The sequence below is a fragment of the Pseudomonas sp. C9D1 genome, from assembly GCF_056491235.1.
The window spans coordinates 2,408,332-2,434,219 of the sequence record NZ_JBSZIE010000002.1 but is presented as its reverse complement, the minus strand read 5'-3'; the positions used below and the strand labels follow the sequence as shown (position 1 = coordinate 2,434,219).

32 protein-coding genes, 3 tRNA genes and 1 pseudogene are annotated in these 25,888 nt (G+C 63.7%); 22 read left to right on the top strand and 14 right to left on the bottom strand.

Going from position 1 to position 25,888, the window contains the following annotated elements:
• Positions 1-146 precede the first annotated feature (146 nt).
• A complete protein-coding gene (locus ACXI0U_RS19520) occupies positions 147-614 on the top strand; it encodes a hypothetical protein (protein ID WP_431482715.1) in 468 nt (155 codons plus the stop codon).
• 80 nt (positions 615-694) lie between these two features.
• Here ACXI0U_RS19520 and ACXI0U_RS19515 read toward each other — a convergent pair whose 3' ends face one another.
• Positions 695-952: a DNA-binding protein gene (locus ACXI0U_RS19515; protein WP_236209850.1), complete on the bottom strand. Its 258-nt coding sequence runs from the start codon at positions 950-952 to the stop codon at positions 695-697.
• A 123-nt stretch (positions 953-1,075) separates the two neighbouring features.
• On the opposite strand from ACXI0U_RS19515, the gene ACXI0U_RS19510 reads away from it, so the two are divergent.
• Together ACXI0U_RS19510 and ACXI0U_RS19505 are read left to right on the top strand one after the other, a co-directional pair.
• Positions 1,076-1,348 (top strand): DNA-binding protein, encoded by a 273-nt coding sequence (locus ACXI0U_RS19510; RefSeq protein ID WP_111264789.1) that lies wholly within the window; start codon positions 1,076-1,078, stop codon positions 1,346-1,348.
• Positions 1,341-1,556: a hypothetical protein gene (locus ACXI0U_RS19505; RefSeq protein ID WP_021220417.1), complete on the top strand. Its 216-nt coding sequence runs from the start codon at positions 1,341-1,343 to the stop codon at positions 1,554-1,556. Before ACXI0U_RS19510 ends, ACXI0U_RS19505 begins: the two co-directional genes overlap by 8 nt.
• A 584-nt stretch (positions 1,557-2,140) precedes the next feature.
• Here ACXI0U_RS19505 and ACXI0U_RS19500 read toward each other — a convergent pair.
• A complete protein-coding gene (locus tag ACXI0U_RS19500; protein WP_021220418.1) occupies positions 2,141-2,326 on the bottom strand; it encodes a hypothetical protein in 186 nt (61 codons plus the stop codon).
• 166 nt (positions 2,327-2,492) lie between these two features.
• On the opposite strand from ACXI0U_RS19500, the gene ACXI0U_RS19495 reads away from it, so the two are divergent.
• The 4 genes from ACXI0U_RS19495 (at position 2,493) to ACXI0U_RS19480 (ending at position 4,103) form a co-directional block, all read left to right on the top strand.
• Positions 2,493-2,762: a DNA-binding protein gene (locus ACXI0U_RS19495; protein ID WP_479550711.1), complete on the top strand. Its 270-nt coding sequence runs from the start codon at positions 2,493-2,495 to the stop codon at positions 2,760-2,762.
• A complete protein-coding gene (locus ACXI0U_RS19490) occupies positions 2,759-2,974 on the top strand; it encodes a hypothetical protein (protein WP_479550710.1) in 216 nt (71 codons plus the stop codon). The genes ACXI0U_RS19495 and ACXI0U_RS19490 overlap by 4 nt, the downstream gene beginning before the upstream one ends.
• Positions 2,975-3,336: 362 nt before the next feature.
• Positions 3,337-3,507, top strand: coding sequence for a YhfG family protein (locus tag ACXI0U_RS19485; protein WP_139131194.1), 171 nt, complete (start codon positions 3,337-3,339; stop codon positions 3,505-3,507).
• The gene (locus tag ACXI0U_RS19480) at positions 3,507-4,103 is read left to right on the top strand and encodes a Fic/DOC family protein (RefSeq protein WP_479550709.1); all 597 of its coding nucleotides are present in this window, start codon (positions 3,507-3,509) and stop codon (positions 4,101-4,103) included. The genes ACXI0U_RS19485 and ACXI0U_RS19480 overlap by 1 nt, the downstream gene beginning before the upstream one ends.
• A gap of 479 nt (positions 4,104-4,582) precedes the next feature.
• Here the strand turns inward: ACXI0U_RS19480 and ACXI0U_RS19475 are convergent, their stop codons facing one another.
• Positions 4,583-5,041: a hypothetical protein gene (locus ACXI0U_RS19475; RefSeq protein ID WP_479550708.1), complete on the bottom strand. Its 459-nt coding sequence runs from the start codon at positions 5,039-5,041 to the stop codon at positions 4,583-4,585.
• 896 nt (positions 5,042-5,937) lie between these two features.
• Between ACXI0U_RS19475 and ACXI0U_RS19470 the strand changes: the two genes are divergently transcribed.
• Positions 5,938-6,306 (top strand): hypothetical protein, encoded by a 369-nt coding sequence (locus ACXI0U_RS19470; protein WP_479550707.1) that lies wholly within the window; start codon positions 5,938-5,940, stop codon positions 6,304-6,306.
• 123 nt (positions 6,307-6,429) lie between these two features.
• Here ACXI0U_RS19470 and ACXI0U_RS19465 read toward each other — a convergent pair.
• Positions 6,430-6,506, bottom strand: a tRNA-Met gene (locus ACXI0U_RS19465).
• A gap of 219 nt (positions 6,507-6,725) precedes the next feature.
• Here ACXI0U_RS19465 and ACXI0U_RS19460 point away from each other — a divergent pair.
• The 8 genes and pseudogenes from ACXI0U_RS19460 to ACXI0U_RS19425 all read left to right on the top strand — a co-directional run bounded on the left by ACXI0U_RS19460 (position 6,726) and on the right by ACXI0U_RS19425 (position 12,328).
• Complete coding sequence (locus tag ACXI0U_RS19460) at positions 6,726-7,394, top strand: metal ABC transporter ATP-binding protein (protein WP_479550706.1); 669 nt, start codon at positions 6,726-6,728, stop codon at positions 7,392-7,394.
• Positions 7,394-8,254, top strand: a complete 861-nt coding sequence (locus ACXI0U_RS19455) for a metal ABC transporter permease (protein WP_423728799.1) — start codon at positions 7,394-7,396, stop codon at positions 8,252-8,254. The genes ACXI0U_RS19460 and ACXI0U_RS19455 overlap by 1 nt, the downstream gene beginning before the upstream one ends.
• Positions 8,255-8,271: 17 nt before the next feature.
• On the top strand, positions 8,272-9,141 hold the full coding sequence (locus ACXI0U_RS19450; RefSeq protein WP_479551108.1) for a metal ABC transporter solute-binding protein, Zn/Mn family: 870 nt from the start codon (positions 8,272-8,274) through the stop codon (positions 9,139-9,141).
• Positions 9,138-9,569 (top strand): annotated as a pseudogene (hisI, locus tag ACXI0U_RS19445) (phosphoribosyl-AMP cyclohydrolase). Before ACXI0U_RS19450 ends, hisI begins: the two are co-directional and overlap by 4 nt.
• Positions 9,566-10,126 (top strand): gamma carbonic anhydrase family protein, encoded by a 561-nt coding sequence (locus ACXI0U_RS19440; RefSeq protein ID WP_043245640.1) that lies wholly within the window; start codon positions 9,566-9,568, stop codon positions 10,124-10,126. The pseudogene hisI and the gene ACXI0U_RS19440 overlap by 4 nt, the downstream one beginning before the upstream one ends.
• Positions 10,127-10,128: 2 nt before the next feature.
• Positions 10,129-11,469, top strand: a complete 1,341-nt coding sequence (locus ACXI0U_RS19435) for a dihydroorotase (protein WP_479550705.1) — start codon at positions 10,129-10,131, stop codon at positions 11,467-11,469.
• A gap of 69 nt (positions 11,470-11,538) precedes the next feature.
• Positions 11,539-11,949 (top strand): MerR family transcriptional regulator, encoded by a 411-nt coding sequence (locus ACXI0U_RS19430; RefSeq protein ID WP_479550704.1) that lies wholly within the window; start codon positions 11,539-11,541, stop codon positions 11,947-11,949.
• Positions 11,942-12,328 (top strand): carboxymuconolactone decarboxylase family protein, encoded by a 387-nt coding sequence (locus tag ACXI0U_RS19425; protein ID WP_043245635.1) that lies wholly within the window; start codon positions 11,942-11,944, stop codon positions 12,326-12,328. Before ACXI0U_RS19430 ends, ACXI0U_RS19425 begins: the two co-directional genes overlap by 8 nt.
• A gap of 58 nt (positions 12,329-12,386) precedes the next feature.
• Here the strand turns inward: ACXI0U_RS19425 and ychF are convergent, their stop codons facing one another.
• From ychF to ACXI0U_RS19380, 9 genes are all read right to left on the bottom strand, one after another.
• Positions 12,387-13,487, bottom strand: coding sequence for a redox-regulated ATPase YchF (gene ychF, locus ACXI0U_RS19420; protein WP_021220431.1), 1,101 nt, complete (start codon positions 13,485-13,487; stop codon positions 12,387-12,389).
• Between the two features lie 39 nt (positions 13,488-13,526).
• A complete protein-coding gene (pth, locus tag ACXI0U_RS19415) occupies positions 13,527-14,111 on the bottom strand; it encodes an aminoacyl-tRNA hydrolase (protein WP_031288103.1) in 585 nt (194 codons plus the stop codon).
• A gap of 34 nt (positions 14,112-14,145) precedes the next feature.
• Positions 14,146-14,754: a 50S ribosomal protein L25/general stress protein Ctc gene (locus tag ACXI0U_RS19410; protein ID WP_021220433.1), complete on the bottom strand. Its 609-nt coding sequence runs from the start codon at positions 14,752-14,754 to the stop codon at positions 14,146-14,148.
• Between the two features lie 109 nt (positions 14,755-14,863).
• Positions 14,864-15,805, bottom strand: a complete 942-nt coding sequence (locus ACXI0U_RS19405) for a ribose-phosphate pyrophosphokinase (RefSeq protein WP_021220434.1) — start codon at positions 15,803-15,805, stop codon at positions 14,864-14,866.
• Positions 15,806-15,892: 87 nt separating this feature from the next.
• Positions 15,893-15,967 (bottom strand) — tRNA-Gln (locus ACXI0U_RS19400).
• Between the two features lie 54 nt (positions 15,968-16,021).
• A tRNA-Gln gene (locus tag ACXI0U_RS19395) sits at positions 16,022-16,096 on the bottom strand.
• A 35-nt stretch (positions 16,097-16,131) separates the two neighbouring features.
• On the bottom strand, positions 16,132-16,983 hold the full coding sequence (gene ispE / locus ACXI0U_RS19390; protein WP_021217951.1) for a 4-(cytidine 5'-diphospho)-2-C-methyl-D-erythritol kinase: 852 nt from the start codon (positions 16,981-16,983) through the stop codon (positions 16,132-16,134).
• 7 nt (positions 16,984-16,990) lie between these two features.
• Positions 16,991-17,608, bottom strand: a complete 618-nt coding sequence (lolB, locus tag ACXI0U_RS19385) for a lipoprotein insertase outer membrane protein LolB (protein ID WP_021217950.1) — start codon at positions 17,606-17,608, stop codon at positions 16,991-16,993.
• Between the two features lie 3 nt (positions 17,609-17,611).
• Positions 17,612-19,339: a tetratricopeptide repeat protein gene (locus ACXI0U_RS19380; protein WP_479550703.1), complete on the bottom strand. Its 1,728-nt coding sequence runs from the start codon at positions 19,337-19,339 to the stop codon at positions 17,612-17,614.
• Between the two features lie 185 nt (positions 19,340-19,524).
• Here ACXI0U_RS19380 and hemA point away from each other — a divergent pair, with 185 nt between their 5' ends.
• The 6 genes from hemA to ACXI0U_RS19350 all read left to right on the top strand — a co-directional run bounded on the left by hemA (position 19,525) and on the right by ACXI0U_RS19350 (position 24,875).
• On the top strand, positions 19,525-20,799 hold the full coding sequence (hemA, locus tag ACXI0U_RS19375) for a glutamyl-tRNA reductase (protein WP_479550702.1): 1,275 nt from the start codon (positions 19,525-19,527) through the stop codon (positions 20,797-20,799).
• Entirely contained in the window at positions 20,796-21,878 is a 1,083-nt protein-coding gene (prfA, locus tag ACXI0U_RS19370; protein ID WP_479550701.1) for a peptide chain release factor 1, read from the top strand. Before hemA ends, prfA begins: the two co-directional genes overlap by 4 nt.
• 1 nt (position 21,879) lies before the next feature.
• Positions 21,880-22,710 (top strand): peptide chain release factor N(5)-glutamine methyltransferase, encoded by an 831-nt coding sequence (gene prmC / locus ACXI0U_RS19365; RefSeq protein ID WP_479550700.1) that lies wholly within the window; start codon positions 21,880-21,882, stop codon positions 22,708-22,710.
• On the top strand, positions 22,704-23,459 hold the full coding sequence (locus ACXI0U_RS19360; RefSeq protein ID WP_479550699.1) for a molybdopterin-synthase adenylyltransferase MoeB: 756 nt from the start codon (positions 22,704-22,706) through the stop codon (positions 23,457-23,459). Before prmC ends, ACXI0U_RS19360 begins: the two co-directional genes overlap by 7 nt.
• Positions 23,452-24,249, top strand: a complete 798-nt coding sequence (gene murI / locus ACXI0U_RS19355; protein WP_316926492.1) for a glutamate racemase — start codon at positions 23,452-23,454, stop codon at positions 24,247-24,249. Before ACXI0U_RS19360 ends, murI begins: the two co-directional genes overlap by 8 nt.
• A 110-nt stretch (positions 24,250-24,359) precedes the next feature.
• The gene (locus tag ACXI0U_RS19350; RefSeq protein WP_316926493.1) at positions 24,360-24,875 is read left to right on the top strand and encodes an acyloxyacyl hydrolase; all 516 of its coding nucleotides are present in this window, start codon (positions 24,360-24,362) and stop codon (positions 24,873-24,875) included.
• A 661-nt stretch (positions 24,876-25,536) separates the two neighbouring features.
• Here the strand turns inward: ACXI0U_RS19350 and ACXI0U_RS19345 are convergent.
• Positions 25,537-25,860: a YkgJ family cysteine cluster protein gene (locus ACXI0U_RS19345; RefSeq protein ID WP_184487373.1), complete on the bottom strand. Its 324-nt coding sequence runs from the start codon at positions 25,858-25,860 to the stop codon at positions 25,537-25,539.
• Positions 25,861-25,888 lie beyond the last annotated feature (28 nt).

The following is a 25,888-nucleotide window of genomic DNA, read 5'->3' as shown; positions in this document are numbered from 1 at the left end:
TGCGTATAAGTTTGTACAAGGGGTTTGTACAACTTTTTCCCGCCGGGAGGATGACCGGCCAGTTCCGCTTTCAGCGCCCCGGCAAGCCGCTATGGTCCGCCAGGCCCCGCGCCCTGTAGGCTTCGCCCACCCGCAAGGAGGCCTCGATGAAACGCGCGTTAGGGATTACCTCACTCACCCTGGCACTCGCCGCCAGTACTGCAGGCGCCGGCTACCTCTACCTCACCCAGGTGCCCCGCCTGGCCTACCCCCTCCAGCGCCTCGACGGCTGGGCCCTGAGCGATGGCGGCTCGTACGGGTTGGAGGTGGTGGATGCCGAGAGCCGTGTCGTCCTGCTGGGCATTCAGGCCACCGGCCTCGATGTGCCGGAGGAGCGCCACCCCGCCTTTATCGGGCGGCCGCTGTTCGGCCTGCCCCTGACCGTCACCGCCGGCCTGGGCAGCACGCTAGAACGGCAGATCGATGCACTCGCCCACGAAATCGCCCGCAGCGGGCTGGATGAAGCTCGCTGGCGAAAGGCAGGGGACGCCCTCAACCCGCGCGAGCAGCCCTACGCCGTCGCGTGGTCCCTGCATGAGCAGTTGGTGGCGCGTCGCGGGGGAGGGCGGGAGTGAAGGCGGGGGATCAGGAGAGGAACGCCCGGCGCCTCATGACGTGGGCACCGAGCGGGGGAAGGTGAAAGGCGGCGCTAGGCCTAGGAGGGCGGGGCGATCAGACCGTCGTGTTCGGGGCTGGTTTGTCCGTCTTGGAGACGCAACTCTCCGCTGATCAACCAGCACTGATACTGCGGAAAAACTCTGCTTAGTATTCCTATCTCATCAGCACCAAGGCGGGCACGCCCACGCTTTATGTTCTGCCAGCGAACATATCCCGTACTACCTGCTTCTGATAATTCGGTGATGCTGGCCATTTCCAACAGTTGCATGGCGCGCTGCGTAATTCCTTCGCTCATACACTATTCCCAGACTTTTCCTACATTTATGCTTTTTCGGGTTAATGTATTATTTGCGTGTATTTGAGACGTGTATTAAGTACACGGCTTGTCCAAATATAGAGCCGATTATAGGAGCTTTATATGGAACAGTCTGGCGTAGTGGGGCTTAGCGCTGATGGAAAGCCTGAACGAATAAACGACGCGCGCTGTGCGCCGTTCTGCACTCAGCTCGTCCTGGCGGAGATGTGCGGCCTTGAGGAAATCACCGAGGACGTGGTGCGCGGCTGGGTCGAAACCCGAACGATCCCCACCGTGAAGATCGGGCGTCGTCGGGTGATCAATCTCCATCGCATTCGCAGCGACCTGGATCAGGGCAAGACGGTCTTCAGCGCAGGGGACTACGCGAATGAATAGGACGACTGCCCATCAGCTGCTGTTGCTTCTGCGGAGGATTCGCTACTCGGATCCGGATCGGGCGTTCGCACAGTTCATGCGCTTTACCGGTTATGTGGATGCGTTGCAGGACACGGGCGCCTATGAAGCCGAGACGTTGCGGCGCCTCGATCAGCTCGGGCTTAACGCGTTTGCGCAGCGCCGTGGCCGGAATCTTGTGGGGGAGTGATGAAAGGAAATGTCCTGAATTTTCGCAGGCGCAGGGAGTTGCGCCTGCTCTGCCTGCTGGTGCCGTCGTCCACGGGATCACCGCATGCGGTGCCTGTCACGACGCTGAGGGCACGCGCACCCTGGGTCGATGTTCAAGGGCGCTGGGGCTTGGCGTTACCTGCCGGCCTCTACCTGCGCGAGACCTTCGCCCGGAAGCCGCACGGGTGGTCGGGCAGGGAAGGGGGCCAACAGTTGGGGAGTGAGATGAACCGACGCTTATCTTCATGCGGCGCAGATTTGGAATTACCGCCTCCTCACTGCAGGACGTGCGCTACCAAGTCAGAAAACTGATCCAGCCTTCTTGCTCCCGGTCGAATCTGCCAGTCCTACGCCGTCGCGTGGTCACTGCATGAGCAGTTGGTGGCGCGTCGCGGGGGAGGGCGGGAGTGAAGGCGAGTGATCAGGAGAGGAACGCCCGGCGCCCCATGACGTGGGCACCGAGCGGGGGAAGGTGAAAGACGGCGCTAGGCCTAGGAGGGCGGGGCGATCAGACCGTCGTGTTCGGGGCTGGTTTGCCCCTGGTCCGGCTTCACCCCTCTGCTTTCACGCAGAAGGCGCGTCATCCGGGCTGATGTGGCCGTTCTCCGGCTCCGTGCGCCCGGATATCAGCCAGAGCGCGAACTGTGGATAAGCCTCGGCCAGGATGCCCACTTCCTCGGTGCTGATCCTGATCTTGCCGCCGCTGATGTTCCGCCAGCGTTCGTAGTTCTTGCCCCCGAGCTCGCTCAAGTGCTTCGGTCCTACAGCCCGAATCAGTTGAAGTGCTCTGTTTCTTACGTCATCCATTGATTTTTCTCGGCTTGAGTAACCTTTACTCGAAAGCAGCAGTGCCCTAGATTGCTTTGAGTATCTATTACTCGGAATGGCTTAGAGTGGCCGATTATAGGGTGTCTGTATGGAACAGTCTGGAGTAGTGAGGTTCAGCACGGGCGCAAAGCCTGAGCGAATGAGCGATTTCCGCTGTGCGCCGTTTTGCACGCAACTGGTGTTGGCGGAAATGTGCGGCATCGCGGAGATCACCGAAGACGTGGTGCGTGGCTGGGTCGAGAGCAACACCATCCCCACCGTGAAGATCGGCCGGCGCCGCGTCATCAACCTGCACCGCATCCGCCTCGACCTGGAGAGCGGCAAAACAGTGTTCAGCGCGGGGGACTACGCCCAATGAAAGCCATCAACGTTCAACTGCGCCTGCTCCTCAAGGCCATCCGCTATTCCGACTCGGAGCGCTCGCTCGCCTACTACATCCGCATGGGCGGCTACCTCGACGCCCTGCAGGACACAAACACCTTCGACACCACCGAAATCAAGCGCCTCGACCGCCTCGCCTTCAACGCCTACAACCAGCGCACCAACCGTCATAACCGGGAGCTCATATGAACAAGGCCGTTCACCCCCAGCAGGCACGCCCCGCATTGCGCCTGCTCTGCATCCTCACCCCCACGCCCTACGGCCAATGGCGCCCCGTCCCAGCCGCTACCCGCCGCCCCCGCGCGCCCCGCACCGATATCCGGGGCGCTGGGGCTATGTGCTGCCGGAGGAGCTGTATATGCGGGAGGTGTGGATAAGGAGGTGGGTTGGCCGGCCGCTCCGGTGCTCTCCCGGCCCAAAATAGTCCGCTGCCAGTCGATTCACTGAGCTCCAGGGAAGGGCTCTGATGGGTAGGGATCGGGACGGCATTCCCTCAAGGGGAAGCTGACGATCCGCTATAATGGCGCGGTTCCCAGCGAGAGACGCACACCATGCCTGCCCCGTCCCTAGCGGCCAAAAAGGCCTATTTCGCCAAAGTTCGCCAATCCAACTATGTCGCCAGCCTTCGCCTGGAGGGGTTTGATGTAACCCCGGCCGATGCGAAGCGCGAGCTGCCTACCCGCGAAGCCGCCATGAGCGCCTACCGCAACAAGAAAGGCTGATGGTCGACAAATACGGAGTTGGTCAGGACCCTTATTGCTACCCCGGCACGTCGGTTCTTCGAAACCGCCTGGGCCTTACCGATGGCGACGCACTTAGCGAAGCTGAGCGCACCCTTTCTTCAATCGCTGCCAGCAACATCGAGTTCATTGCACCGCCCTATGACGTGGTTGCCCTGAAGCGCATTCACCAGCAGCTCTTCCGGGACGTATACGACTGGGCCGGTGAGTTGCGTACCGTGGATATCTCCAAGGGAAACACGCACTTCTGCAATGTCAGTCGTATTGAACCCGAGGCTGAAAAAATCTTTCACGGTTTGGCGCAGGCAAACTGGTTCGAAGGCTTTGATCGCAACCACCTGGTTCCCGCTGTGGCTGAAGCCTTTGGCGATTTGAATATGATCCATCCCTTCCGCGACGGAAATGGTCGAGCTCAGCGCATCCTGTTTGAGTTCATCATCATCAACGCTGGTTTTGAACTGAGTTGGTGGGCGGTTGATGAGCGTGAGTGGATTCAGGCCAACATCGATGCTGTCGTCTGCGACTATGGCGCTCTTGCCCATATCTTTGATCGCTGTATTGGGTCGCTTATTGGCTGAAGCCCCCTTCCAGCAACCTGGCGTTGAATTGAGGCTGCTACCCCTATAAAGAAAGCCTCAATCTGGCAGTAGTCATGGGATGTCATCACAGCCATGTGGATTACTACAAGCAGATATCCCAGATGCTTGGCGAGGCAGGTGTCAATGGACACTGCAGTGCGATTTGGCGTCGGGCGATGTTGCACGCACATTAACATGGTTGGGTGAGAGTAGTTGCGGATTCGATAGCCTAAGAGTGAAGAGACTCCCGGAGTCTAGGAGAGCGGGGTGAGGGGATAGCGCCACAGAAAGCAAAAAGGGTTAACTAAAGCTAACCCTTTGCTTTTTTAATTGTACGGTTGCTTAAAGTCTTGTCTCAAGTTTTTGGAGCTACTGAGCTCCGTTATAGAAAAAGACTTGAAGTAAGTAAGCGTATGTCGCCGCAATTTAGTTGTCGTGCGTTCTGTATATATCGTCCGCTAGGATTTTCAGACTCTGGTCTAATCATCCAGTGGCAGGCTCTTCAAGAATAACGCCAGTCTTTGAGATTCTGATTTTGTTAGGTCAGTAGGTAGGTCAATGGAAACAGTAAACGAGTCTCGCAAATGAAATACGTGTTGGAGCGTCTCTAGTTCATCATGGGTGTCGGCCCCGGTTTCTTCGCTTTGAGACTCTCCTGTTGCTAATTTTGCGAGCCCGAGAGAGCTTACGCTCCAAACAAAACGTGTGCTGTATCCTCTACGACCTGAAACGAACTGGCCGCAACCGACCTGCTCTAAATCCCTGAATAAATCAATGACGTCTTTGCGATTTATATCCTTTATAACGCTCGATAGAAGTTCAAGGGTTCTATCTATTTTGGTCTCGCTTTGATTTCTCTTTCTCGCTCCCATATTGTCGATAAAAGCTCTTGCTACATTGCTTTTTGAGTAAAGCTCTTGGATTGCATTTTTATTCATAAATACCTCTATTTGTTTTTGTGGTTTTCTACTTAAGATAAAGTAGTGAGGCTATGTTCTCACTTGATTTGAGTTTTGGGAAATACCAAGTTTTTATAATGTAAAATATATAAATATTTTATAAAATTTCTCGGTTATAAGGCTTCTTGCATGTCCCCTATTTCGTCAACTTTGGATCTACTTCTGCACAGGCAGGGCTGATCTGCCCTTGCCCAGGATCAACCTCTCCTTTCCAAAGCCAAAGTTCGTATTCGGGAAATGCTTCGATCAAGGCATCAAGGTCTTCTAGACGGACCTTTACCTTCTGGTTGTGCGCAACGGTTCCACATCGCGTCTTTTCGATACCGGTGTTTTTGTCACCACGATGGGGTGAGGTGTCGAACAAATGATCTGACTCGCTCTTCCTTGACGCCCACTTGCTACCTCCTCCCTGAAATCATCTCGCCCACCTAAACTCCTGCCACACCACTCTCACCCTTACCTACTCCCCGCTCCGTCCCCCGCCAACTCCACATCTGCTTCGGCAACGCCCGGGCTGATTTGCCCCCGGGCCAGGTCGGTCTCACCGTGGATGATGTAGAGCTCGTACTCGGGGTAGATGGCCAGCAGCGCTGCCAGGTCTTCGACCCGGGTTTTCGTTCTGAAGTCAGTCGCCACGGTTTGCCAGCGGCGTCGATCACTGATGGTCGTATTTTTCGCCAAGGTTGAAGGGCCTATATGCCTTACAACCTCCCTGAGCCGATCTTCCATATTCAAAAACCATCTATAGAATCGACGAATATTTCGTTGTGTCGAATATTTCGTCATGTATAGTGGGGCTCGAATGACGAATATTACGTCACTCTTGAGCGTGATTGAGTCACAGTTTATGGGCATTTCAGAGGCAGGGATAGGCAATGAGACGGCACCTGGATTCACCCTTCGGAGCGGCTACCACTGGCAAGCGTGGCGCTTTGGAATTCGATGCGGACACGGCTATCGGCTACATCGGCAAGACGGTGCTCGTCGAGCTGGTGTGGGACGACAGCGAGGCGCCGATCTGGTGCTGCAAGCACATCGTCGGCGTGGTCCTGCCCATGGCGGGCGTGTATGAGGAAGCGTTCTTCATGACCATCGATGGTCATTACCGTGAGCGCTTTCCCAGCGAGGTCTTCCTTTCCACCATCCGCACGATTCGGGCCTTGTGGCCACGGGAGCCAACAAGCGGTGCTATTGACGGAGGCGCGTGCCAGAGCGGGGAGCCAGGGAAGGGCGGCGCAGCATGAGGGCCGCTGCGGTGAGAGCAATCAGGGGGAGGGCGTGATGCAGGGAGGCGGGCAGGGGAGCGTCAAGAAATGAACACCCCAGAAAGCACAAAGGGTTAGCCGAAGCTAACCCTTTGTTTTGTATGGTGGCTACGCAGGGACTTGAACCCCGGACCCCAGCATTATGAATGCTATGCTCTAACCAGCTGAGCTACGTAGCCAACGTGGCGCGCATTATTCTCTCGCCTTCTGCCTCTGTCAACCCCACTTTTCAGAATTTTTCGAAGGGCGATCAACCGCTTAGCGGTGGGTGCCGGTTGGCGTTCGGGTTGGAAAAGGGGAGGGGGCGTGCGCGGGGAAATGGGTTGTGAAGCGCGATTTGTTACTTTATAACATTTACGTTTTCCTACAGCCCTTTCTCCCACGCCCTGGACCTGACGATGCTTCAGTTCGATGCCTTGCAATGGGGGCCGCCTGCGCGGCCGTTGGCGCCGCCGCTTTCCCTGGCGTTGCCGGCCGGTAGCCTCACGGCGGTGGTGGGGCGCAACGGGTGCGGCAAGAGCAGCCTGCTGCGGGTGATCGCCGGTTTGCAGCGCCCCTTGGCGGGGCGGGTGAGCGTCGGAGCAGCGGGCCTGGGGGCGGTGGGCTTTCTGCAGAAGCAACAGGCGCTGGACCGGCAGTTCCCCCTCAGCCTGGGGGAGCTGGCGATGGCGGGGCTGTGGCGCAGCCGCTTGAGCCGGGTGGAGCGGCGCCGGCGCTGCGAGGCGGCCCTGGCGGATTGGCAGTTGGAGGCGCTGGCCGACCAGCCGCTGCTGGCGCTTTCCGGCGGGGAGTTGCAGCGGGCCTTGCTGGCGCGGCTGGAGCTGATGGACGCGCCGCTGCTGTTGCTCGACGAGCCCGACGCCGCGCTGGACGCGGAGGGCCAGGCGATTCTCTGGCAGCGCATCGCCCGCTGGCAGCGGGAGGGGCGCACGCAACTGGTGGTCTGCCATGACCTGGAGGCGGTGCGCGAGCGCTTGCCGCGCTGCCTGCTGATTCGCGCCGACGGCTGCCGTCATGGCGCCAGCCGCGTGCTGCTGCCGGCATCGACCCGCCAGCAGGTGGCCTGATGCTCGCAGCGCTCTGGCAACCCTTTGCGGAGTTCGCCTTCTTGCAGCGGGCGCTGCTGGGCGGGGTGGCGCTGGCGTGCAGTGCGGGGCCGCTCGGGGTGTTCCTGATGCTGAGGCGCATGAGCCTGATCGGTGATGCCATTTCCCATGGGGTGTTGCCCGGTGCGGCGCTGGCGTTCTGGTTCTTCGGCCTGAGCCTGCCGGCGCTGACCTTCGGCGGCCTGGTGGCGGGGCTGGGGATGGCCGGGCTGGCCGCGTGGATCACCCGCCGCACCGGCCTGCGGGAGGATGCGAGCCTGGCGGCCATCTACCCCATTTCCCTGGCGGGCGGCGTGCTGTTGCTGGGGCTGGCCGGGCGCCGGATCGACCTGCTGCACCTGTTGTTCGGCTCGGCCCTGGCGGTGGACGGCGAGACGCTGCGCAGCATGCTGACGGTGGCCGGCGCGAGCCTGGCGTTGTTGGCGCTGATCTACCGCCCGCTGCTGTGGGACAGCTTCGACCCGGTGTTTCTGCGTGGGGTGAGCCGCTTCGGGGCGCCGGCCTATGCGCTGTTCCTGGCGCTGGTGGTGCTCAACCTGGTGACCGGCTTCCACGCCATCGGTGCGCTGATGGTGGTGGGGCTGATGATGCTGCCGGCCGCTGCGGCGCGCTTCTGGAGCCGGCGCCTGCCGGTGCTGCTGCTGACGGCGGCGGGCATCGGCGCGAGCTGCGTGTGGCTGGGGCTTTTGCTGTCGTTCCACGCCAACCTGCCCAGCGGCCCCTGCATCGTGTTGCTGGCGGGGCTGGCCTACCTGATCTCGGTGTTCGTCGGGCCGGTCCACGGCTTGCTGCGACGCGCGCCCCTTCCCGTGCCCTGTTGAGGAGCCCCCGCATGTTCATGCGCCTGTGCGTTGTGCTGTTGCTGTGCCTGCCCGTTTCACTGTCCGCTGCGGAGAAAGCGAGGGTGGTGACCACCTTCAGCATCCTGGCGGACATCACCCGCGAGATCGGCGGGGACGACATCCAGCTCACCAACCTGGTGGGGGCGGATGCCGATGCCCACGTCTTCGAGCCTGCTCCGGCCCAGGTGCGAGCGGTGCTGGAGGCGGACCTGGTGATCGCCAACGGGCTGGGCTTCGAGCCCTGGCTGGAGCGCCTGCTGGCCAACGGCGAGGCGCGCGGCACGCGCATCGACGCGAGCAAGGGCGTGGTGCCGATCACGGTGCTGGAGCACGACCAGCGCCTGGTGGACCCCCACGCCTGGCAGAGCCTGGGCAATGCGGAGATCTACGCGCGCAACATCACCCAGGCGCTGGCGCAGTTGGTGCCGGCCCGCGCGGCGGCCTTCGAGGCGCGGCGGGACTCCTGGCTGGGCCGGCTGGGGGCGCTGCGCCAGAGCATCGCCCCGCGCCTGATGGCGTTGCCGCCGGAGCGGCGCCGGGTGCTGACCAGCCATGATGCCTTCGGTTACTTCGCCCAGGAGTGGCGCCTGCAGTTCCTCGCGGCCCAGGGTGTGAGCGATGCGGCCGAGCCCTCCGCCGCCGAGGTGGCGGCGCTGATCCGCCAACTGCGGGCGGAGGGGGTGCGGACCATTTTCGTGGAGAACATCCGCGATGCGCGGCTGGTGAAGCAGATCGCCGAGGAGGCCGGTGCGCGGGTGGGCGGTACGTTGTATTCCGATGCGCTGGCGGCCGAGGGCTCGGCCAGCACCTACCTGGGCATGTACCGGCAGAACGTGGAGCGGCTGCTGCAGGCCCTGGCGCCATGAAGTTCTGGCTGCAACTGGAACGGAGCCCGGCCGGCACCGCGCGGGATCTGGAGGCGGTGATGGCGGCCATCCCCTGGAATGCCGACGGGCTGATCGCCGCCGTGGCGCAGCAGTACGACAGCGGCGAGGTGTTGATGCTGGCGTGGATGAACCCCGAATCCCTGCGGCTCACGCTGGAGGAGGGGCGGGTGTGCTACTGGTCGCGCTAGCGTCTTTGCCTGTGGCGCAAGGGGGAGACTTCCGGGCATGTGCAGAACCTGGTGAGTGCCCACCTGGATTGCGACGGCGATGCGCTGCTGCTGCAGGTGGACCAGGCCGGCCCGGCCTGTCACACCGGGCGCCGTTCGTGCTTCTACAACCAACTCTCCGGCACGGGGCTGCGGGTGGTGAGCTCGGTGCCGGTGCCTTCTGCGGGAGGCCGTCCATGATCCGCAAGAACCCTTCCGGCCACCTGCCGGTGATTGCCGAGTCCGCCTATGTGGACAAGACCGCCATCCTCTGCGGCAAGGTGATCGTGCAGGACAACGTGTTCATCGGGCCCTATGCGGTGATCCGCGCGGATGAGGTGGATGCGAGCGGTGACATGCAGCCGATCGTCATCGGTGCCAACTCCAATATCCAGGATGGGGTGGTGATCCACTCCAAGTCGGGGGCGGCGGTCACCATCGGCAGCCACACCTCCATCGCCCACCGCTCGATCATCCACGGCCCCTGCCAGGTGGGGGATCGGGTGTTCATCGGCTTCAACAGCGTGCTGTTCAACTGCACCGTGGGCGATGGCTGCGTGGTGCGGCACAACGCGGTGGTGGACGGCTGCGACCTGCCTCCGGGTTTCCACGTGACCTCGACCCAGCGCATCGGGCCGAAGACCGACCTGGACAGCCTGCCCCGGGTGAGCGTCTCCGCCGCCGAATTCTCCGAAGACGTGGCGCGCACCAACATCGATCTGGTGCGCGGCTACAAGGCCCTGCAGAACGAGTTCTAGCCATGCATAACCTGCTGATCCGCAATGCCCGCCTGGTCAATGAAGGCTGCGAATGGGAGGCCGACCTGCTGGTGCACAACGGCCGTATCGAACGCATCGACCGCAGCATCAGCGCCCGCCCGGATGTGCGGGTGATCGACGCCCGCGGCCAGTACTTGCTGCCGGGGATGATCGATGACCAGGTGCACTTCCGTGACCCGGGCGCGCCCCACAAGGGCACCTTCCTCAGCGAGTCCCGCGCGGCGTTGGCGGGGGGCGTGACCAGTGTGATGGACATGCCCAACACCCAGCCGCCGACCCTGGACCTGGAGGCGCTGGTGGCGAAGGAGCGCCGCGCGGCGGCCTGTTCCTCGGTGAACTACGGCTTTCACTTCGGTGTGAGCCGGGACAATCTCGACACCGTGGCCCGGCTCGATCCGGAGCGGGTGGCGGGGGTGAAGGTGTTCATGGGCGCCTCCACCGGCAACCTGCTGGTGGACGACGAGGCCTCCCTGGAGCGGTTGTTCCGCGATTGCCCGACGCTGCTGCTGGCCCATTGCGAAGACACGCCGCGCATCCGCGAGCGCGAGGCGCAATGGGCGGCCGGCTACGGCGAGGCCATCCCGCCCGAGGCGCACCCGCTGATCCGCGATGCGGAGGCCTGCTACCGCTCCTCCAGCCGGGCGGTGGCGCTGGCCCGTCGTTTCGACACCAATCTGCATGTGCTGCACATCACCACCGCGCGGGAGCTGAAGTTGTTCACCCCCGGGCCGCTGCCGGGCAAGCGCATCACCGCCGAGGTGTGCGTGCACCACCTGCTGTTCGATGACCGCGACTACCCGCGCCTGGGCCACCTGATCAAGTGCAACCCGGCGATCAAGGCGCTATCCGACCGTGATGCCCTGCGCCGGGCCTTGCTGGACGGGCGGCTGGATGTGATCGGCAGTGACCACGCGCCCCATACCCGGGAGGAGAAGGCGCGGCCCTACGCCCAGGCGCCCGCCGGGTTGCCGCTGGTGCAGCACAGCCTGCCGGCGCTGCTGGAGCTGGTGGCTGACGGGCTGCTGCCGCTGACGCTGCTGGTGCACAAGACCAGCCACGCGGTCGCGGAGCGCTTCTCCATCGAGCAGCGCGGTTACCTGCGCGAGGGCTACTGGGCGGACCTGGTGCTGATGGAGCGCCTGGCCGAGCCACGGCCGGTGGAGGCGGACCCGATCCACGCGCAATGTGGCTGGACGCCGTTCCAGGGCCGCACCTTCCGCCACGCGGTGCGCACCACGCTGGTGTCGGGCCAGCTGGGCTGGCACCAGGGCCATTTCGGCGAAGATTGCCAGGGCCTGCCCCTGCGTTTTCGAAGGCGCTGAGGGGCGGTGCTTGACGCAGTGCCGGCAAAGGGTTGACTTAGAGCGCGCTCGAACTTCTAGGATCGCCCCATGGAACCTCATCTCAGCATCGACGAAGTCGCCCGGCGCACCGGGCTCACGGCTCACACCCTGCGTTATTACGAGCGCATCGGGCTCATCGCCCCGGTGGGCCGGGCGCCGGGTGGGCAGCGGCGTTACGCGGCTTCGGACATGGCCTGGATCGAGTTCCTGCTGCGCTTGCGCACGACCCGCATGCCCATCGGCAAGATGCAGGCGTTCGCCGCGCTGAGGAGCGCCGGGGAGCCGACGGTGCCGGCGCGTCGCCAGATGTTGGAGGGCCACCTTGCGGAGGTCATGGCCGAGATCGAGGCGATGCGCCAGGCCGCCGATGCGCTGCACGCGAAGATCGAGCATTACCGCGCGTGCGAGCAGGCCCTGGCGCTGGAGCCATCAACCGAGAAGGGCAACGCAGATGAATGACGAGAGCCGCTACCAGCGTGGGCTGGCGAAACTGAAAGAGATCGACGGCGAGGCCGGTGAGCGGGTGGTGGAGAGCCTGGCGGGCATCGCCCCGGACTTTGCGCGCTACCTGGTGGAGTTCCCCTTCGGCGACATCTATTCCCGCCCGGGGCTGGACCTGAAGAGCCGGGAGATCGCCGTGGTGGCGGCACTGACTGCCCTGGGCAACGCCGCCCCGCAACTGAAGGTCCACGTGCACGGCGCGCTGAACGTCGGCGCCAGCCGCACGGAGATCATCGAGACGATCATGCAGATGGCCGTCTACGCGGGCTTTCCGGCCGCGCTGAATGGCCTGGCGGTGGCGCGGGAGGTGTTCGAGCAGCGGGGCGAGGCGGCCTGAAGCACGAAGCCCCCGGCGGCGCAGGTCCGCAGGGGGCTTCGGGTGAAGCGGGGAGGGCTTAGACGTTGAAGCGGAAGTGCATCACGTCGCCGTCCTTGACGATGTATTCCTTGCCTTCCAGGCGCCATTTGCCGGCTTCCTTGGCGCCGGCTTCACCCTTGAACTGGATGAAGTCGTCATAGGCGACCACTTCGGCGCGGATGAAGCCTTTTTCGAAGTCGGTGTGGATCACGGCGGCGGCCTGCGGGGCGGTAGCGCCGATGCGCACGGTCCAGGCGCGCACTTCCTTCACGCCGGCGGTGAAGTAGGTCTGCAGGTTGAGCAGGTCGTAACCGGCGCGGATCACGCGGTTGAGACCCGGCTCTTCGAGGCCGAGGGCTTCGAGGAACATGTCCTTCTCTTCGCCGTCGTCGAGTTCGGCGATCTCGGCTTCGATCTTGTTGCAGACCGGTACCACGATGGCGCCTTCCTCTTCGGCGATGGCTTTCACCACGTCGAGGTGCGGGTTGTTCTCGAAGCCGTCTTCGGCGACGTTGGCGATGTACATCACCGGCTTGCTGGTGAGCAGGTGGAAGCCGCGGACGATGCGCTTCTCTTCGTCGCCCAGGTTCTTCAGCAGGGAGCGCGCGGGCTTGCCTTCGCTGAAGTGGGGGATGAGTTTTTCCAGCAGGGCTTTCTGCGCCAGGGCGTCCTTGTCGCCGCCCTTGGCGTTGCGGGTGACCTTCTGCAGTTGCTTCTCGCAACTGTCGAGGTCGGCGAAGATCAGTTCGAGGTCGATGATCTCGATGTCGCGCTTGGGGTCGACGCTGTTGGAGACGTGGATGACGTTCTCGTCTTCGAAGCAGCGCACGACGTGGGCGATGGCGTCGGTCTCGCGGATGTTGGCGAGGAACTTGTTGCCCAGGCCTTCACCCTTGGAGGCGCCGGCTACCAGGCCGGCGATGTCGACGAATTCCATGGTGGTCGGCAGCACGCGCTCGGGCTTGACGATCTCGGCCAGTGCCTGCAGGCGCGAGTCGGGCATCGGCACAATGCCGCTGTTCGGCTCGATGGTGCAGAAGGGGAAGTTCTCCGCCGCGATGCCGGATTTGGTCAGGGCGTTGAACAGGGTGGACTTGCCGACGTTGGGCAGGCCGACGATGCCGCAATTGAATCCCATGCTATGTCCCTCGCGCTGATTGGCGATAAAGAGGTGTGATCAGGCCTTCTGGCTGTGCAGCTTCTGCATCGCTTTGGTCCAGTCACCTGCGAGCATTTCCGGCAGCACGCCGAGGGCGAAGTCGATGCTGGAGTCGAGCTTTTCCTGTTCGCTGCGCGGGGCGCGGCCGAGGACGAAGCCGGAGACCAGGCTGCTGTGCCCCGGGTGGCCGATGCCGAGCCGGAGGCGGTGGAAGCCGTTCTGATTGCCGAGCTGGGCGATGATGTCGCGCAGCCCGTTGTGCCCGCCGTGCCCGCCGCCCAGTTTGAGCTTGGCGACGCCGGGAGGCATGTCGAGTTCGTCGTGGGCCACCAGGATCGCCTCGACCGGGATGCGGAAGAAACCGGCGAGCGCCGCTACGGACTGGCCGCTGCGGTTCATGTAGGTGGTGGGGATGAGCAGGCGAACGTCGCGGCCCTGATGGCTGAACTTGCCGACCAGGCCGAAATACTTCTTGTCGAGGGAGAGGTTGACGCGCTGGCTGTCTGCCACGCGCTCAACGAAAAGGGCCCCTGCGTTATGCCGGGTCTGGTCGTATTCAGGGCCTGGATTACCCAGGCCGACGATCAGTTGTACGGCAGTCACGACAGGGGCCCTTCCTCAGGCTGGCGAGTAGTGATTACTCGGCTGCGCCTTCTGCTTCGTCTTTCACAACGCGGGAGGCGTGGATGTTAGCCACAGCCAGGTCGTTGCCGTGCGCCAGTGCGACCAGCTCGACGCCTTTCGGCAGCTTGAGGTCGGACAGGTGAACGATTTGGCCCAGTTCAACCTTGGCCAGGTCGACTTCGATGAACTCCGGCAGGTCTTTCGGCAGGCAGGAGACTTCGACTTCGGAGATGGTGTGGGAGATCTCGCCACCACCAGTCTTCACGCCAACGGCGGTCGCTTCGTTCAGGAAGTGCAGGGGCACGTGAGCGGTCAGTTTCTGGCCGGCAACGACGCGCTGGAAGTCAGCGTGCAGTACGAAGCCTTTGGCCGGGTGACGCTGCAGGGCCTTGATCAGAACGGTTTCGGTCTTGCCGGAAACGTTCAGGGACAGGACGTGGCTGAAGGCAGCTTCGTTTTCCAGCAGCTTGGCCAGGTCTTTGGCCAGCAGGCTTACGGATTCCGGGGCTTTCTCGCCACCGTAGATCACGGCGGGAACCAGGTTGGCATTACGACGCAGGCGGCGGCTCGCACCTTTCCCCAGGTCGGAACGCGCTTCGGCATTCAGGGCAAAATCAGTCATTACGTTTCTCCAAAATAACCAAACCGCCCCGAGTGCTTGCGACCAGCATCTTGAGCGGTTGGGCAAAAAAGCCCCGCCGAAGCGGGGCGTTTTCGTCAGGGATGTCCGCTTAGCGGAACATCGCGCTGATCGATTCCTCATTGCTGATGCGGCGGACCGCTTCAGCCACGACCGGCGCGATATCCAGTTGGCGGATACGCGAGCAGGCCTGTGCCGCGGCGGACAGGGGGATGGTGTTGGTCACCACCAGCTCGTCCAGCACGGAGTTTTCAATGTTCTCGATGGCACGGCCCGACAGCACCGGGTGGGTGCAGTAGGCGTAGACCTTGGCGGCGCCGTGGTCCTTCAGGGCCTTGGCAGCGTGGCCGAGGGTGCCGGCGGTATCGACCATGTCGTCGACCAGGACGCAGGTACGGCCATCCACATCACCGATGATGTGCATGACTTCGGACTGGTTGGCCTTGGGACGACGCTTGTCGATGATCGCCAGATCGACACCCAGGGACTTGGCAACGGCGCGAGCACGCACCACGCCACCGATGTCCGGGGAGACGATCATGAGGTTGTCAAAGCGTTGGTCTTCGATGTCATCCACCAGAACGGGGGAGCCGTAGATGTTATCTACCGGAATATCGAAGAAACCCTGGATCTGGTCGGCGTGCAGGTCGACGGTCAGCACGCGGTCGACGCCGACCACGGTGAGCATGTCGGCCACTACCTTCGCGCTGATCGCCACGCGAGCGGAACGCGGGCGGCGGTCCTGGCGGGCATAGCCGAAGTAGGGGATCACTGCAGTGATACGGGAGGCCGAGGAGCGGCGGAAGGCGTCAGCCATCACCACCAGTTCCATCAGGTTGTCGTTGGTGGGCGCGCACGTGGGCTGAATCAGGAAGACGTCCTTACCGCGAACGTTTTCATTGATTTCAGCGCTGATCTCGCCGTCGGAGAATTTGCCTACGGAGGCATCACCGAGGGGGATGTGCAATTGACGTACGACGCGACGCGCCAGATCGGGGTTGGCGTTCCCCGTGAAGACCATCATCTTGGACACGCGCAGTACCTGCCGGCTGAGGGTGGACCTGATGAATAAAAAGCTGTTCAAAATGCACAGGTGCTTTTTGAACAGCTTTCTCGTGTATGGCAGGGGCGGCTGGATTCGAACCAACGCATGGCAGGATCAAAACCTGCTGCCTTACCGCTTGGCGACGCCCCTATCTGTTTCAACTCTCTTTGCAAGACCTTGTCGTACCGAACCCTTGGAGGGTTATGGCAGGGGCGGCTGGATTCGAACCAACGCATGGCAGGATCAAAACCTGCTGCCTTACCGCTTGGCGACGCCCCTGTATCGGTATAACCGGAGGACTTGCAACACTTCTTTCAAGCCAGGATTCCGAGCTTGCGGTGCAACATCGAGATGTTGCTTCCTCGCGCGACGAAATTCGGCAGAGTGGCTGGAAGTTGGCGGGCGACTTTATCAGCATCGTCCTTGTTTGGGAAGCTCCCAAACACACAAGCTCCAGTGCCGGTCAGTCTAGCTGCTGTGAAATTATTCAACAGGATCAGCGCGTTACGAACATCCGGGTAACGTTTCTCGACTACCGGTTGACAGTCATTACGACCGCCCCCCTCAAGAAGGCTGCGAAGATTAATGGGCGGAGTATTCCGTGTCAACTCGGGATCGGTGAAAACTTCCGCTGTGCTGACAAAGACTTGCGGTACGGCGACGAGGAACCAGGGCTCGGGCAGGGTGACCGGCTGCAGGCGCTCGCCGACACCTTCGGCGAAGGCCGCACGGCCGCGTACGAATACCGGCACATCGGCGCCCAGGGCCAGGCCCAGTTCGGCGAGGCGGTCCTCGCCCAGGTGGGTCTGCCAGAGGTGGTCGAGGCCGAGCAGGGTGGTGGCGGCATCCGAGCTGCCGCCGCCGATGCCGCCGCCCATGGGCAGGCGCTTGTCCAGCCAGATGTCGGCACCGAGAGCGGTGCCGGATTCCTGCTGCAGGCGCCTGGCGGCGCGGACGATCAGGTTGCTCTCATGGGGCACGCCCGGCACCTCGGTGCGCAGGTGGATTTCACCATCCTGGCGCAGGGTGAAGCCCAGTTCGTCGCCGTGTTCGAGGAACTGGAACAGGGTCTGCAGCTCGTGATAGCCGTCGGCACGGCGGCCGAGGATATGCAGCATGAGGTTGAGCTTGGCCGGAGCCGGGAGGATCAGCTGTGCGTCCTGCATGGTGCGCCTACTGGCCGAGCTGGCGCGGCTGCCAGTCCTTGATCACCAGGGTGACGTCGAGGTCGGCGCCCTTGAGCTTGATGCGCTCGGGCAGGGTGAAGCCGTTCTGCTCCACATAGCTGAGGTACTGCACCTGCCAGCCGTCCTGCTCGAGGCTCGCCAGGTGGCTCTTGCCGTCCAGGGTCAGGCGGCTGCGGCTATCCGGGGCGGGCAGGCCGCGCACCCACCATTGCAGGTGGGACACCGGCAGGCGCCAGCCGAGCTGTTCTTCCAGCAGGGCTTCGGGGGATTCGGCTTCGTAGCGACCCTGGTTGGCCACTTCGAGGGTAATGGCGCCCGGGTGCCCGGTGAGGCGTGCCGCGCCGCGACCCAGGGGGCCGGAAAGGCGGATGTCGTAATAGTCGCGGCGTTGCAGCCAGAACAGCGTGCCGCTGCCGGAGTCCTTCGGTGCGCGGATGCCGACCTTGCCGGCGATCTGCCAGCCGTCGAGCGCGGCGACCTGTTCCTTGTGAACTTTCCATTGCGCCGGGTCGCCCTGGCCGTCAACGGTTTCGTGGGAGGTGAGGCCGGCGCAGCCCGTGAGCAGGAGCAGGGCGCCGGCGGCTAGCAGTGAACGTAGACGCATGGATCAAAGAGTCTCGGAGCCGGTCAGGCGCTGCAGGGTGCCGCGCAGGATCGGGCTGTCGGGTTGGGTCTTGAGGGCTTCGGACCAGACTTCGCGAGCTTCGCTCTGCTTGCCACGGGCCCAGAGCACTTCGCCCAGGTGGGCGGCCACTTCGTGATCGGGGAATTCCTTCAGGGCCTGGCGCAGCAGGCGTTCTGCTTCATCCATGTTGCCCAGGCGGAAGTTGATCCAGCCGAGGCTGTCGAGAATGGCGGGGTCGTCCGGCTTGAGTTGGTATGCCTTTTCGACCAGTTGGCGGGCTTCCTCGTAGCGCGTGGTGCGATCGGCCAGGGTGTAGCCGAGGGCGTTGAGCGCCATGGCATTTTCCGGTTCACGCTCGAGGATGAAACGCAGGTCGCGCTCCAGTTGCGCCAGGTCGCCGCGCTTCTCCGCGAGCATCGCGCGGGTATAGAGAAGGTTGAGGTCATCCGGGAATTGCTGCAGGCCTTGCTGGATGACGTTCCAGGAACGGTCCTGCTGCTGACGCTCGGCGAAGCTCTCGGCCTCGATCAGGTACAGCTGGATGGCATAGTCGGGCTGGGCGTCGCGGGCCTTGTCCAGGCGGGCGGCGGCTTCGTCTGGGCGGTTGGCGTCCAGCAGGATCTCGGTCTGGCGCAGTTGCGCGGGCAGGTAGTCGTTGCCGGCACCGACCAGTGCGTACTCGATCAGCGCGCTTTCCTTGTCGCCGCGCTTTTCGTAGACCTGGCCCAGGTTGAAGTGGGCGGAGTCCACGTGGCTGCCACGGTCGACCAGCTCTTCGAGGTAGACCTGGGCTTCGTCCCAGGCCTCGCCTTCCATGCACACCAGCGCCAGGGAGAAGCGCAGGTCGTCATCGTCGGGGAATTGTTGCACCAGGCCGGCGAACTCGGACTTGGCTTCGACCAGGCGGTTCTCTTCCACCAGCAGGCGCGCGTAGGTCAGGCGCAGGCGTTTGTCGTCCGGGTGCTGCTTGATGCCTTTCTGCAGCAGCGGCAGGGCTTCGTCGGTGCGATCCAGGCTTTGCAGCAGGCGTGCGCGCAAAAGAATCGGCGGGATCTGCTGGTCATCCGAGGGGATGTCTTCCAGCAGCGCCAGCGCGTCTTCGGTGCGGCCGTCCTGTTGCAGCAGCACCGATTTGCCGAACACCAGCTGGCTGTTGTCCGGGTACTTGGCGAGCAGGCGGTCGAAGCTTTGCAGCAGGCCGGTGCGGGTATCCGGGTCGGTCTCGGCGGCAGAGAGAGCGAGGAAATCGAAGTGGGTATCGCCTTGGCCCTGTAGCACCTTCTCCATATAGGTCATGGATTCGTCGTAGCGGCCGCCACGGGCGAGCTGTACGGCGGCGGCGCGCTGGGCGTCGAGGTTGTCCGGCGCGTTCTTCGCCCAGATCAGCGCGGTGTCCAGCGCGGCCTGATCGGCCCCCAGGTACTCGGCGATGCGGAAGGCGCGTTCGGCGACGCCGGCGTCCTGGGTCGCATTGGCTTGCTGGACATAGTTGCCGAGGGCGATATCGAAGCGGTTGCGCTGCCCGGCCACTTCGGCGGAGAGCAGGGCGAACAGCGTGTCGCGGCTGAAGGAGCCATAGACTTCCGGCTTGGAATCGGGCGCCTGGCTGGTGTCTTCCACCGGCGGCGTGCCGTCCGGCGAGGTGGGGGCCAGGGTCTGGCAACCGCCAACGAGCAGGAGGGCGGTCAGCAACGCGAAGGATTTATTCATAGGGGAAAAGGCGACTAACCTGCGGTCGGAGCATCATGACACAAGCGGCTGGGCAAGCCCATGGGGCAAGGGCCGATACATTGTTGGGCCGGTTCATGGTGATTGTGACAATAGCGAGCGGTGGTTGTTCTCAATCTGTTGAAGGAGGACAATTGCGCGCCTCCCGTTTCCGTTAGCGACCCTGCATGGCCTTTCTTGCCCTCGGTATCAACCACAAAACCGCGTCCGTGGATGTACGTGAGCGCGTGGCTTTTACTCCCGAGCAATTGGTCGAGGCGCTGCGGCAGCTGTGCAACCTCACGGCCAGCCGCGAGGCGGCGATCCTCTCCACCTGCAACCGCAGCGAGCTGTACCTGGAGCAGGAGCAGATCAGCGCCGACGAAGTCCTGGCCTGGCTGGCCGGCTACCACAACCTCAGCCTCGAAGAGCTGCGTGCCTGTGCCTACGTGCACCAGGACGATGCCGCCGTACGCCACATGATGCGTGTCGCGTCGGGGCTCGACTCCATGGTCCTCGGCGAGCCGCAGATCCTCGGCCAGATGAAGTCCGCCTACGCCGTGGCGCGCGAGGCCGGCACCGTCGGCCCGCTGCTGGGCCGGCTGTTCCAGGCCACCTTCAGCACCGCCAAGACCGTGCGCACCGACACCGCGATCGGTGAGAACCCGGTCTCCGTAGCCTTCGCCGCAGTCAGCCTGGCCAAGCAGATCTTCACCGACATGCACCGCAGCCAGGCGCTGCTCATCGGCGCCGGCGAAACCATCACCCTGGTCGCCCGCCACCTGCACGAGCAGGGCGTGAAGCGCATCGTCGTCGCCAACCGCACCCTCGAACGCGCCAGCATGCTCGCCGAGCAGTTCGGTGCCCACGCCGTGCTGCTGGCCGATATCCCCGACGAACTGGTCAACAGCGACATCGTCATCAGCTCCACCGCCAGCCAGTTGCCGATCCTCGGCAAGGGCGCGGTCGAGCGCGCGCTGAAGCAGCGCAAGCACAAGCCGATCTTCATGGTCGACATCGCCGTGCCGCGTGACATCGAGCCCGAAGTCGGCGAGTTGGACGACGTCTACCTCTATACCGTCGACGACCTCCACGAAGTGGTCGCCGAAAACCTCAAGAGTCGCCAGGGCGCCGCCCAGGCCGCCGAGGAGCTGGTCGGTGGCGGTGTGGTCGAGTTCATGCAGCGCCTGCGCGAACTGGCTGCCGTGGACGTGCTGCGCGCCTACCGCCAGCAGGCCGAACGCACCCGTGACGAGGAACTGGCCAAGGCGCAGCGCATGCTGGCCAACGGCAGCTCCGCCGAAGACGTCATGGCCCAGCTCGCCCGCGGGCTCACCAACAAGCTGCTGCATGCCCCCAGCGTGCAGCTGAAAAAACTCTCCGCCGACGGCCGCTTCGATGCGCTGGCCGTGGCCCAGGAACTCTTCGCCCTCGACGAGGGCACGGACAAGCACGCCCAATGAAAGCGTCACTGCTCAACAAGCTCGACATCCTCCAGGATCGTTTCGAGGAACTCACGGCCCTGCTCGGCGATGCCGAAGTCATCAGCGACCAGAGCAAGTTCCGCGCGTATTCCAAGGAATACGCCGAGGTCGAGCCCGTCTACCTGGCCTTCCGTGAATTCCGCAAGGTGCAGTCCGATCTCGAGGGCGCCCAGGCGCTGCTCAAGGACAGCGACCCGGACCTGCGCGAGATGGCCGAGGAAGAAGTCGCCCAGGCCCGCGAGCAACTGGTCGAGCTGGAGGCGCGCCTGCAGCGCATGCTGCTGCCCAAGGACCCCAACGACGGTCGCAACGTGTTCCTCGAAATCCGCGCCGGCACCGGTGGCGACGAGGCGGCGATCTTCTCCGGCGACCTGTTCCGCATGTACTCGCGCTATGCCGAGCGCCAGGGCTGGCGGGTGGAGATCCTCTCCGAGAACGAAGGCGAGCACGGTGGCTACAAAGAGGTGATCGCCCACGTCGAGGGCGACAACGTCTACGCCAAGCTCAAGTTCGAGTCCGGCGCGCACCGCGTGCAGCGGGTGCCGGAAACCGAATCCCAGGGCCGCATCCACACGTCCGCCTGCACCGTCGCCGTGCTCCCCGAGCCGGACGAACAGGCCGCCATCGAGATCAACCCGGCCGACCTGCGCGTGGACACCTACCGCTCCTCCGGCGCCGGCGGCCAGCACGTGAACAAGACCGACTCCGCCGTGCGCATCACCCACATCCCCTCCGGGATCGTGGTCGAGTGCCAGGAAGAGCGCTCGCAGCACAAGAACCGCGCCAAGGCCATGGCCTGGCTGGCGGCCAGGCTGAACGACCAGCAGGAAGCCGCCGCGCACAAGGAAATCTCCGACACCCGCAAGCTGCTGGTGGGCTCCGGCGACCGTTCCGAGCGCATCCGCACCTACAACTACCCCCAGGGGCGGGTCACCGATCACCGCATCAACCTGACCCTCTACGCGCTGGACGACGTGCTCGCCGGTGGTGTTGAAGCGGTCATCGAACCGCTGCTCGCCGAATACCAGGCCGACCAGCTGGCCGCCCTGGGAGACTGACGTGACCATCATCGCCAGCCTGCTCAGCGAGGCCCGCCTGCCGGGCTCGCCGAGCGCCCGCCTGGACGCCGAGCTGCTGCTCGCCGCCGCCCTGGGCAAGCCGCGCAGCTTCCTGCATACCTGGCCCGAGCGCGTGGTCAGTGGCGAGGCCGCCGAGCTTTACGCCAGCTACCTGGAGCGCCGGCGCAACGGCGAGCCGGTGGCCTACATCCTCGGTCAGCAGGGCTTCTGGAGCCTGGACCTGGAGGTCGCCCCGCACACCCTGATCCCGCGCCCCGACACCGAGCTGCTGGTGGAAAGTGCCCTGGCCCTGGTGCCGGCCACCCCCGCCCGCGTGCTCGACCTGGGCACCGGCAGCGGCGCCATCGTCCTGGCCCTGGCCAGCGAGCGCCCGGGCTGGCGCCTGATCGGCGTTGACCGCATCAGTGATGCCGTGGCCCTGGCCGAACGCAACCGCGTGCGCCTGAAGCTGGACAACGTCGAATTCCGCGAGAGCCACTGGTTCTCCGCCCTGACTGGCGAGCGCTTCGACCTCATCGTCAGCAACCCGCCCTACATCGCCGCCCGCGACCCGCACCTGAGCGAAGGTGACGTGCGTTTCGAGCCGGCCAGTGCACTGGTTTCCGGTGCCGACGGGCTGGACGACATCCGCCTGATCATCAGCGAAGCCCCTGCACACCTGAATGCCGGTGGCTGGTTGCTGCTGGAGCATGGCTACGACCAGGCCGCCGCCGTGCGCGAGCTGCTGTCCCGCCAGGGCTTCGAGGCGGTGGAAAGCCGTCGAGACCTGGGCGGCCACGAACGCATCAGCCTGGGCCGCCTGCCATGCTGAGCGACGAAGAGCTCCTGCGTTACAGCCGGCAGATCCTCCTGCCGCAGATCGACGTCGATGGCCAGCTGCGCCTGAAGCAGGCCCGTGTACTCATCGTCGGTGTCGGTGGCCTCGGCTCGCCGGTCGCTCTCTACCTGGCCGCTGCCGGTGTCGGCGAGCTGCACCTGGCGGACTTCGACAGCGTCGACCTGACCAACCTGCAGCGCCAGATCATCCACGACAGCCAGAGCGTCGGGCAGCCCAAGGTCGACTCGGCCATGGCTCGTCTCACCGCGCTCAACCCCGAAGTGCGCCTGGTGCCTCACCGTGCCGCGCTGGATGTCGACTCCCTGGCTGCCGCTGTTTCGGCCGTGGACCTGGTGCTCGACTGCTCCGACAACTTCGGCACCCGCGAGGCGGTCAACGCCGCCTGCGTGGCCGCGCGCAAGCCGCTGGTTTCCGGCGCTGCGATCCGCCTCGAAGGCCAGCTTTCGGTGTTCGACCCGCGACGCGACGATAGCCCCTGCTACCACTGCCTTTATGGCCACGGCAGCGAAGCCGAGTTGACCTGCAGCGAAGCCGGTGTGGTCGGGCCGCTGGTGGGCATGGTCGGCAGCCTGCAGGCCCTGGAAGCACTCAAGCTGCTGGCCGGTTTCGGCGAGCCCCTGGTGGGCCGCCTGCTGCTGGTGGACGCCCTCGGCAGCCGCTTCCGCGAGCTGCGGGTCAAGCGCGATCCGGGCTGTACCGTCTGTGGGAATGGGCATGCCTGATCAGGCCCCCGTCGGCGTCTTCGACTCCGGCGTTGGCGGCCTCTCCGTGCTGCGTGAGATCCGCGGCCTGCTTCCCAATGAATCCCTGCTCTATGTGGCCGACAGCGGCTATATCCCCTATGGCGAGAAGAGCCAGGACTTCATCCGCGAGCGCAGCCAGGCGATCACCCGCTTCCTGCTGGAGCGTGGTGCCAAGGCGCTGGTGCTGGCCTGCAACACCGCCACGGTGGCGGCGGTCGCCGACCTGCGGGCGCGTTATCCACAGCTGCCCATCGTCGGCATGGAGCCGGCGGTCAAGCCCGCAGCGGCCGCCACGCGCTCCGGCGTGGTCGGCGTGCTCGCCACCACCGGTACCCTGAAAAGCGCCAAGTTCGCCGCGCTGCTCGACCGGTTCGCCAATGACGTGCGTGTGGTCACCCAGCCCTGCCCGGGCCTGGTGGAGCGCATCGAGATAGGCGACCTCGACAGCGAGGCGACCCGTGCGCTGCTCTGGAGCTACGTGCAGCCGCTGTTGGCCGAGGGCTGCGACACGCTGATCCTCGGCTGCACCCATTACCCCTTCCTGCGTCCGTTGCTGGCCGGCATGGTCCCCGAGTCGGTACGCCTGGTGGACACCGGCGCCGCGGTGGCGCGGCAGCTGCAACGCCTGCTCGAAGCCCGTGACCTGCTGGCGCGCGGGCCGGCTCAAGCCTGTCGTTTCTGGAGCAGCGGTGAGCCTGCAGCGATGCAGAATGTGCTGCCTGCACTATGGGGAAACGAGAGCGTTTGCGTGGCGGATCTCGGCTTTTAAAAAAACCTTGAACTTGCTGGTAGCCGTCTTTCTCTTAGTCCAAACGTATCTATAATCGCTCCAATTCGTACGTTTTAACCTGTCGATTAAGTCTGAATAAGGAAGTTTCCATGAAGAAACTGTTCTCTTTGGCTGCCGTTGCAGCCATTTGCGTAGGGCAAGCTGTTGCGGCACAGGCAGCTGATGTTTCTCTCGATGTTGGTCAGACCGGCGAATCGACCATGGTCTATCGCCTCGCTACCCAGTTCGATTTCTCCACCAGCTGGTTCCAGACCGACGTCGGTCGCCTGACCGGCTACTGGGATGCCGGCTACACCTACTGGGACGGCGACAAGACCTCCAGCAATCACAGCATTTCCTTCGCACCGGTGTTCGTCTACGAATTCGCCGGTGAAACCGTGAAGCCCTATGTCGAAGCCGGCATCGGTGTCGCCCTGTTCGCCAATACCGAACTGGAAGACAACGAGCTGGGCTCCTCTTTCCAGTTCGAAGACCGCATCGGCGCCGGCCTGCGCTTCAGCAACCAGGAAGTCGGCGTTCGCGCCATCCACTACTCCAACGCCGGCATCAAGCAGCCGAACGATGGCGTCGAGGCGTACAGCCTGCACTACCGCGTTTCCTTCTAAGCGCGAGTGACACGAAGAACCGGGCCCAGCGCCCGGTTTTTTTATGGCCTGTGGATAACCCTGAGCACCTGGCGGTGCGGCCTTAGGAGCGAATTCATTGGCTCTGTCTGCGTTAAGTGTTGCTAGAGGATTTGAGCTCAGCTGATTGCCGAGTTCTGGTGATGCTTCTGGTTTCGCCCACCCGGGCGAGTCCCTTTTAACAATCGCCTTAAAAGGAACCAAAAGGGCTTGCCCCATCATCCGGCCCGACTGCGTCGGGTTCCCTCACTCCATCGCCGCTCTGGGGGCCGGCGCGATGGGCCATCCATGGCCTGGCGCGCCTCGCGGCATCCATGCCGCTCGTCCCCCGGCGCAACGACTGCGTTCGGCCTCCTGGAGGGGCGTTGGCGGCTGCTCCAACTTTATCTGCTCAAATCCACGCATTGATGTGCGCACCAACCCAACGTGCACGTAGCGGCGGCTTTCGTAGGATGGCGTAGAGCGAAGCGAAACCCATGCTGTGGAGGTGGAAGAAATCCATAAATGCCCGGATAGCACCGTGCTTGAGCGCTTGCATTAAAACCACAACAGCTAACGCAGACAGAGCCAATTCATTCGCGACGGGTGCTGCCCCGCGTAGCCCGGGCTTCAGCCCGGGGCCATTCCGGGGGCCAGGTACCGGTCAGACCACGCGTCCGTAGGCGCTGTCGATCCCCCGGCGCTCATCCAGGCAATCGGCTTCGCCCATCTCGAACTCGCGGCAGATCAGCGGGCGGTTTTCGTAGATGGTGCAGAGCATGGTGTCGCGGTCCAGCGCGGCGCACCAGCCGTCGTCCAGGCGCGCCATGACGTCGCCGCCCCAGTCATCGGTTTCGATGAAGCGTTCGGGCACGCCGGTGTCGGTGATCAGCATCACTTCCAGCTGGCAGCAGCAGGCGGCGCAGGTGGCGCAGGTGATCTCGGGGGCGGCAGGCAGTTGTTGGACGGGAATCAGCGAAGGGCTCATGGGCGCGGAGTTTACGGCAAAGGCATGC

Coding starts and splice junctions, on each gene's coding strand:
- ACXI0U_RS19520 (WP_431482715.1), top strand. CDS start 147: ATGAAACGCGCGTTAGGGATTACCTCACTCACCCTGGCACTCGCCGCC.
- ACXI0U_RS19515 (WP_236209850.1), bottom strand. CDS start 952: ATGAGCGAAGGAATTACGCAGCGCGCCATGCAACTGTTGGAAATGGCC.
- ACXI0U_RS19510 (WP_111264789.1), top strand. CDS start 1,076: ATGGAACAGTCTGGCGTAGTGGGGCTTAGCGCTGATGGAAAGCCTGAA.
- ACXI0U_RS19505 (WP_021220417.1), top strand. CDS start 1,341: ATGAATAGGACGACTGCCCATCAGCTGCTGTTGCTTCTGCGGAGGATT.
- ACXI0U_RS19495 (WP_479550711.1), top strand. CDS start 2,493: ATGGAACAGTCTGGAGTAGTGAGGTTCAGCACGGGCGCAAAGCCTGAG.
- ACXI0U_RS19490 (WP_479550710.1), top strand. CDS start 2,759: ATGAAAGCCATCAACGTTCAACTGCGCCTGCTCCTCAAGGCCATCCGC.
- ACXI0U_RS19485 (WP_139131194.1), top strand. CDS start 3,337: ATGCCTGCCCCGTCCCTAGCGGCCAAAAAGGCCTATTTCGCCAAAGTT.
- ACXI0U_RS19480 (WP_479550709.1), top strand. CDS start 3,507: ATGGTCGACAAATACGGAGTTGGTCAGGACCCTTATTGCTACCCCGGC.
- ACXI0U_RS19475 (WP_479550708.1), bottom strand. CDS start 5,041: ATGAATAAAAATGCAATCCAAGAGCTTTACTCAAAAAGCAATGTAGCA.
- ACXI0U_RS19470 (WP_479550707.1), top strand. CDS start 5,938: ATGAGACGGCACCTGGATTCACCCTTCGGAGCGGCTACCACTGGCAAG.
- ACXI0U_RS19460 (WP_479550706.1), top strand. CDS start 6,726: ATGCTTCAGTTCGATGCCTTGCAATGGGGGCCGCCTGCGCGGCCGTTG.
- ACXI0U_RS19455 (WP_423728799.1), top strand. CDS start 7,394: ATGCTCGCAGCGCTCTGGCAACCCTTTGCGGAGTTCGCCTTCTTGCAG.
- ACXI0U_RS19450 (WP_479551108.1), top strand. CDS start 8,272: ATGCGCCTGTGCGTTGTGCTGTTGCTGTGCCTGCCCGTTTCACTGTCC.
- ACXI0U_RS19440 (WP_043245640.1), top strand. CDS start 9,566: ATGATCCGCAAGAACCCTTCCGGCCACCTGCCGGTGATTGCCGAGTCC.
- ACXI0U_RS19435 (WP_479550705.1), top strand. CDS start 10,129: ATGCATAACCTGCTGATCCGCAATGCCCGCCTGGTCAATGAAGGCTGC.
- ACXI0U_RS19430 (WP_479550704.1), top strand. CDS start 11,539: ATGGAACCTCATCTCAGCATCGACGAAGTCGCCCGGCGCACCGGGCTC.
- ACXI0U_RS19425 (WP_043245635.1), top strand. CDS start 11,942: ATGAATGACGAGAGCCGCTACCAGCGTGGGCTGGCGAAACTGAAAGAG.
- ychF (WP_021220431.1), bottom strand. CDS start 13,487: ATGGGATTCAATTGCGGCATCGTCGGCCTGCCCAACGTCGGCAAGTCC.
- ACXI0U_RS19410 (WP_021220433.1), bottom strand. CDS start 14,754: ATGACTGATTTTGCCCTGAATGCCGAAGCGCGTTCCGACCTGGGGAAA.
- ispE (WP_021217951.1), bottom strand. CDS start 16,983: ATGCAGGACGCACAGCTGATCCTCCCGGCTCCGGCCAAGCTCAACCTC.
- lolB (WP_021217950.1), bottom strand. CDS start 17,608: ATGCGTCTACGTTCACTGCTAGCCGCCGGCGCCCTGCTCCTGCTCACG.
- ACXI0U_RS19380 (WP_479550703.1), bottom strand. CDS start 19,339: ATGAATAAATCCTTCGCGTTGCTGACCGCCCTCCTGCTCGTTGGCGGT.
- hemA (WP_479550702.1), top strand. CDS start 19,525: ATGGCCTTTCTTGCCCTCGGTATCAACCACAAAACCGCGTCCGTGGAT.
- prfA (WP_479550701.1), top strand. CDS start 20,796: ATGAAAGCGTCACTGCTCAACAAGCTCGACATCCTCCAGGATCGTTTC.
- ACXI0U_RS19360 (WP_479550699.1), top strand. CDS start 22,704: ATGCTGAGCGACGAAGAGCTCCTGCGTTACAGCCGGCAGATCCTCCTG.
- murI (WP_316926492.1), top strand. CDS start 23,452: ATGCCTGATCAGGCCCCCGTCGGCGTCTTCGACTCCGGCGTTGGCGGC.
- ACXI0U_RS19350 (WP_316926493.1), top strand. CDS start 24,360: ATGAAGAAACTGTTCTCTTTGGCTGCCGTTGCAGCCATTTGCGTAGGG.
- ACXI0U_RS19345 (WP_184487373.1), bottom strand. CDS start 25,860: ATGAGCCCTTCGCTGATTCCCGTCCAACAACTGCCTGCCGCCCCCGAG.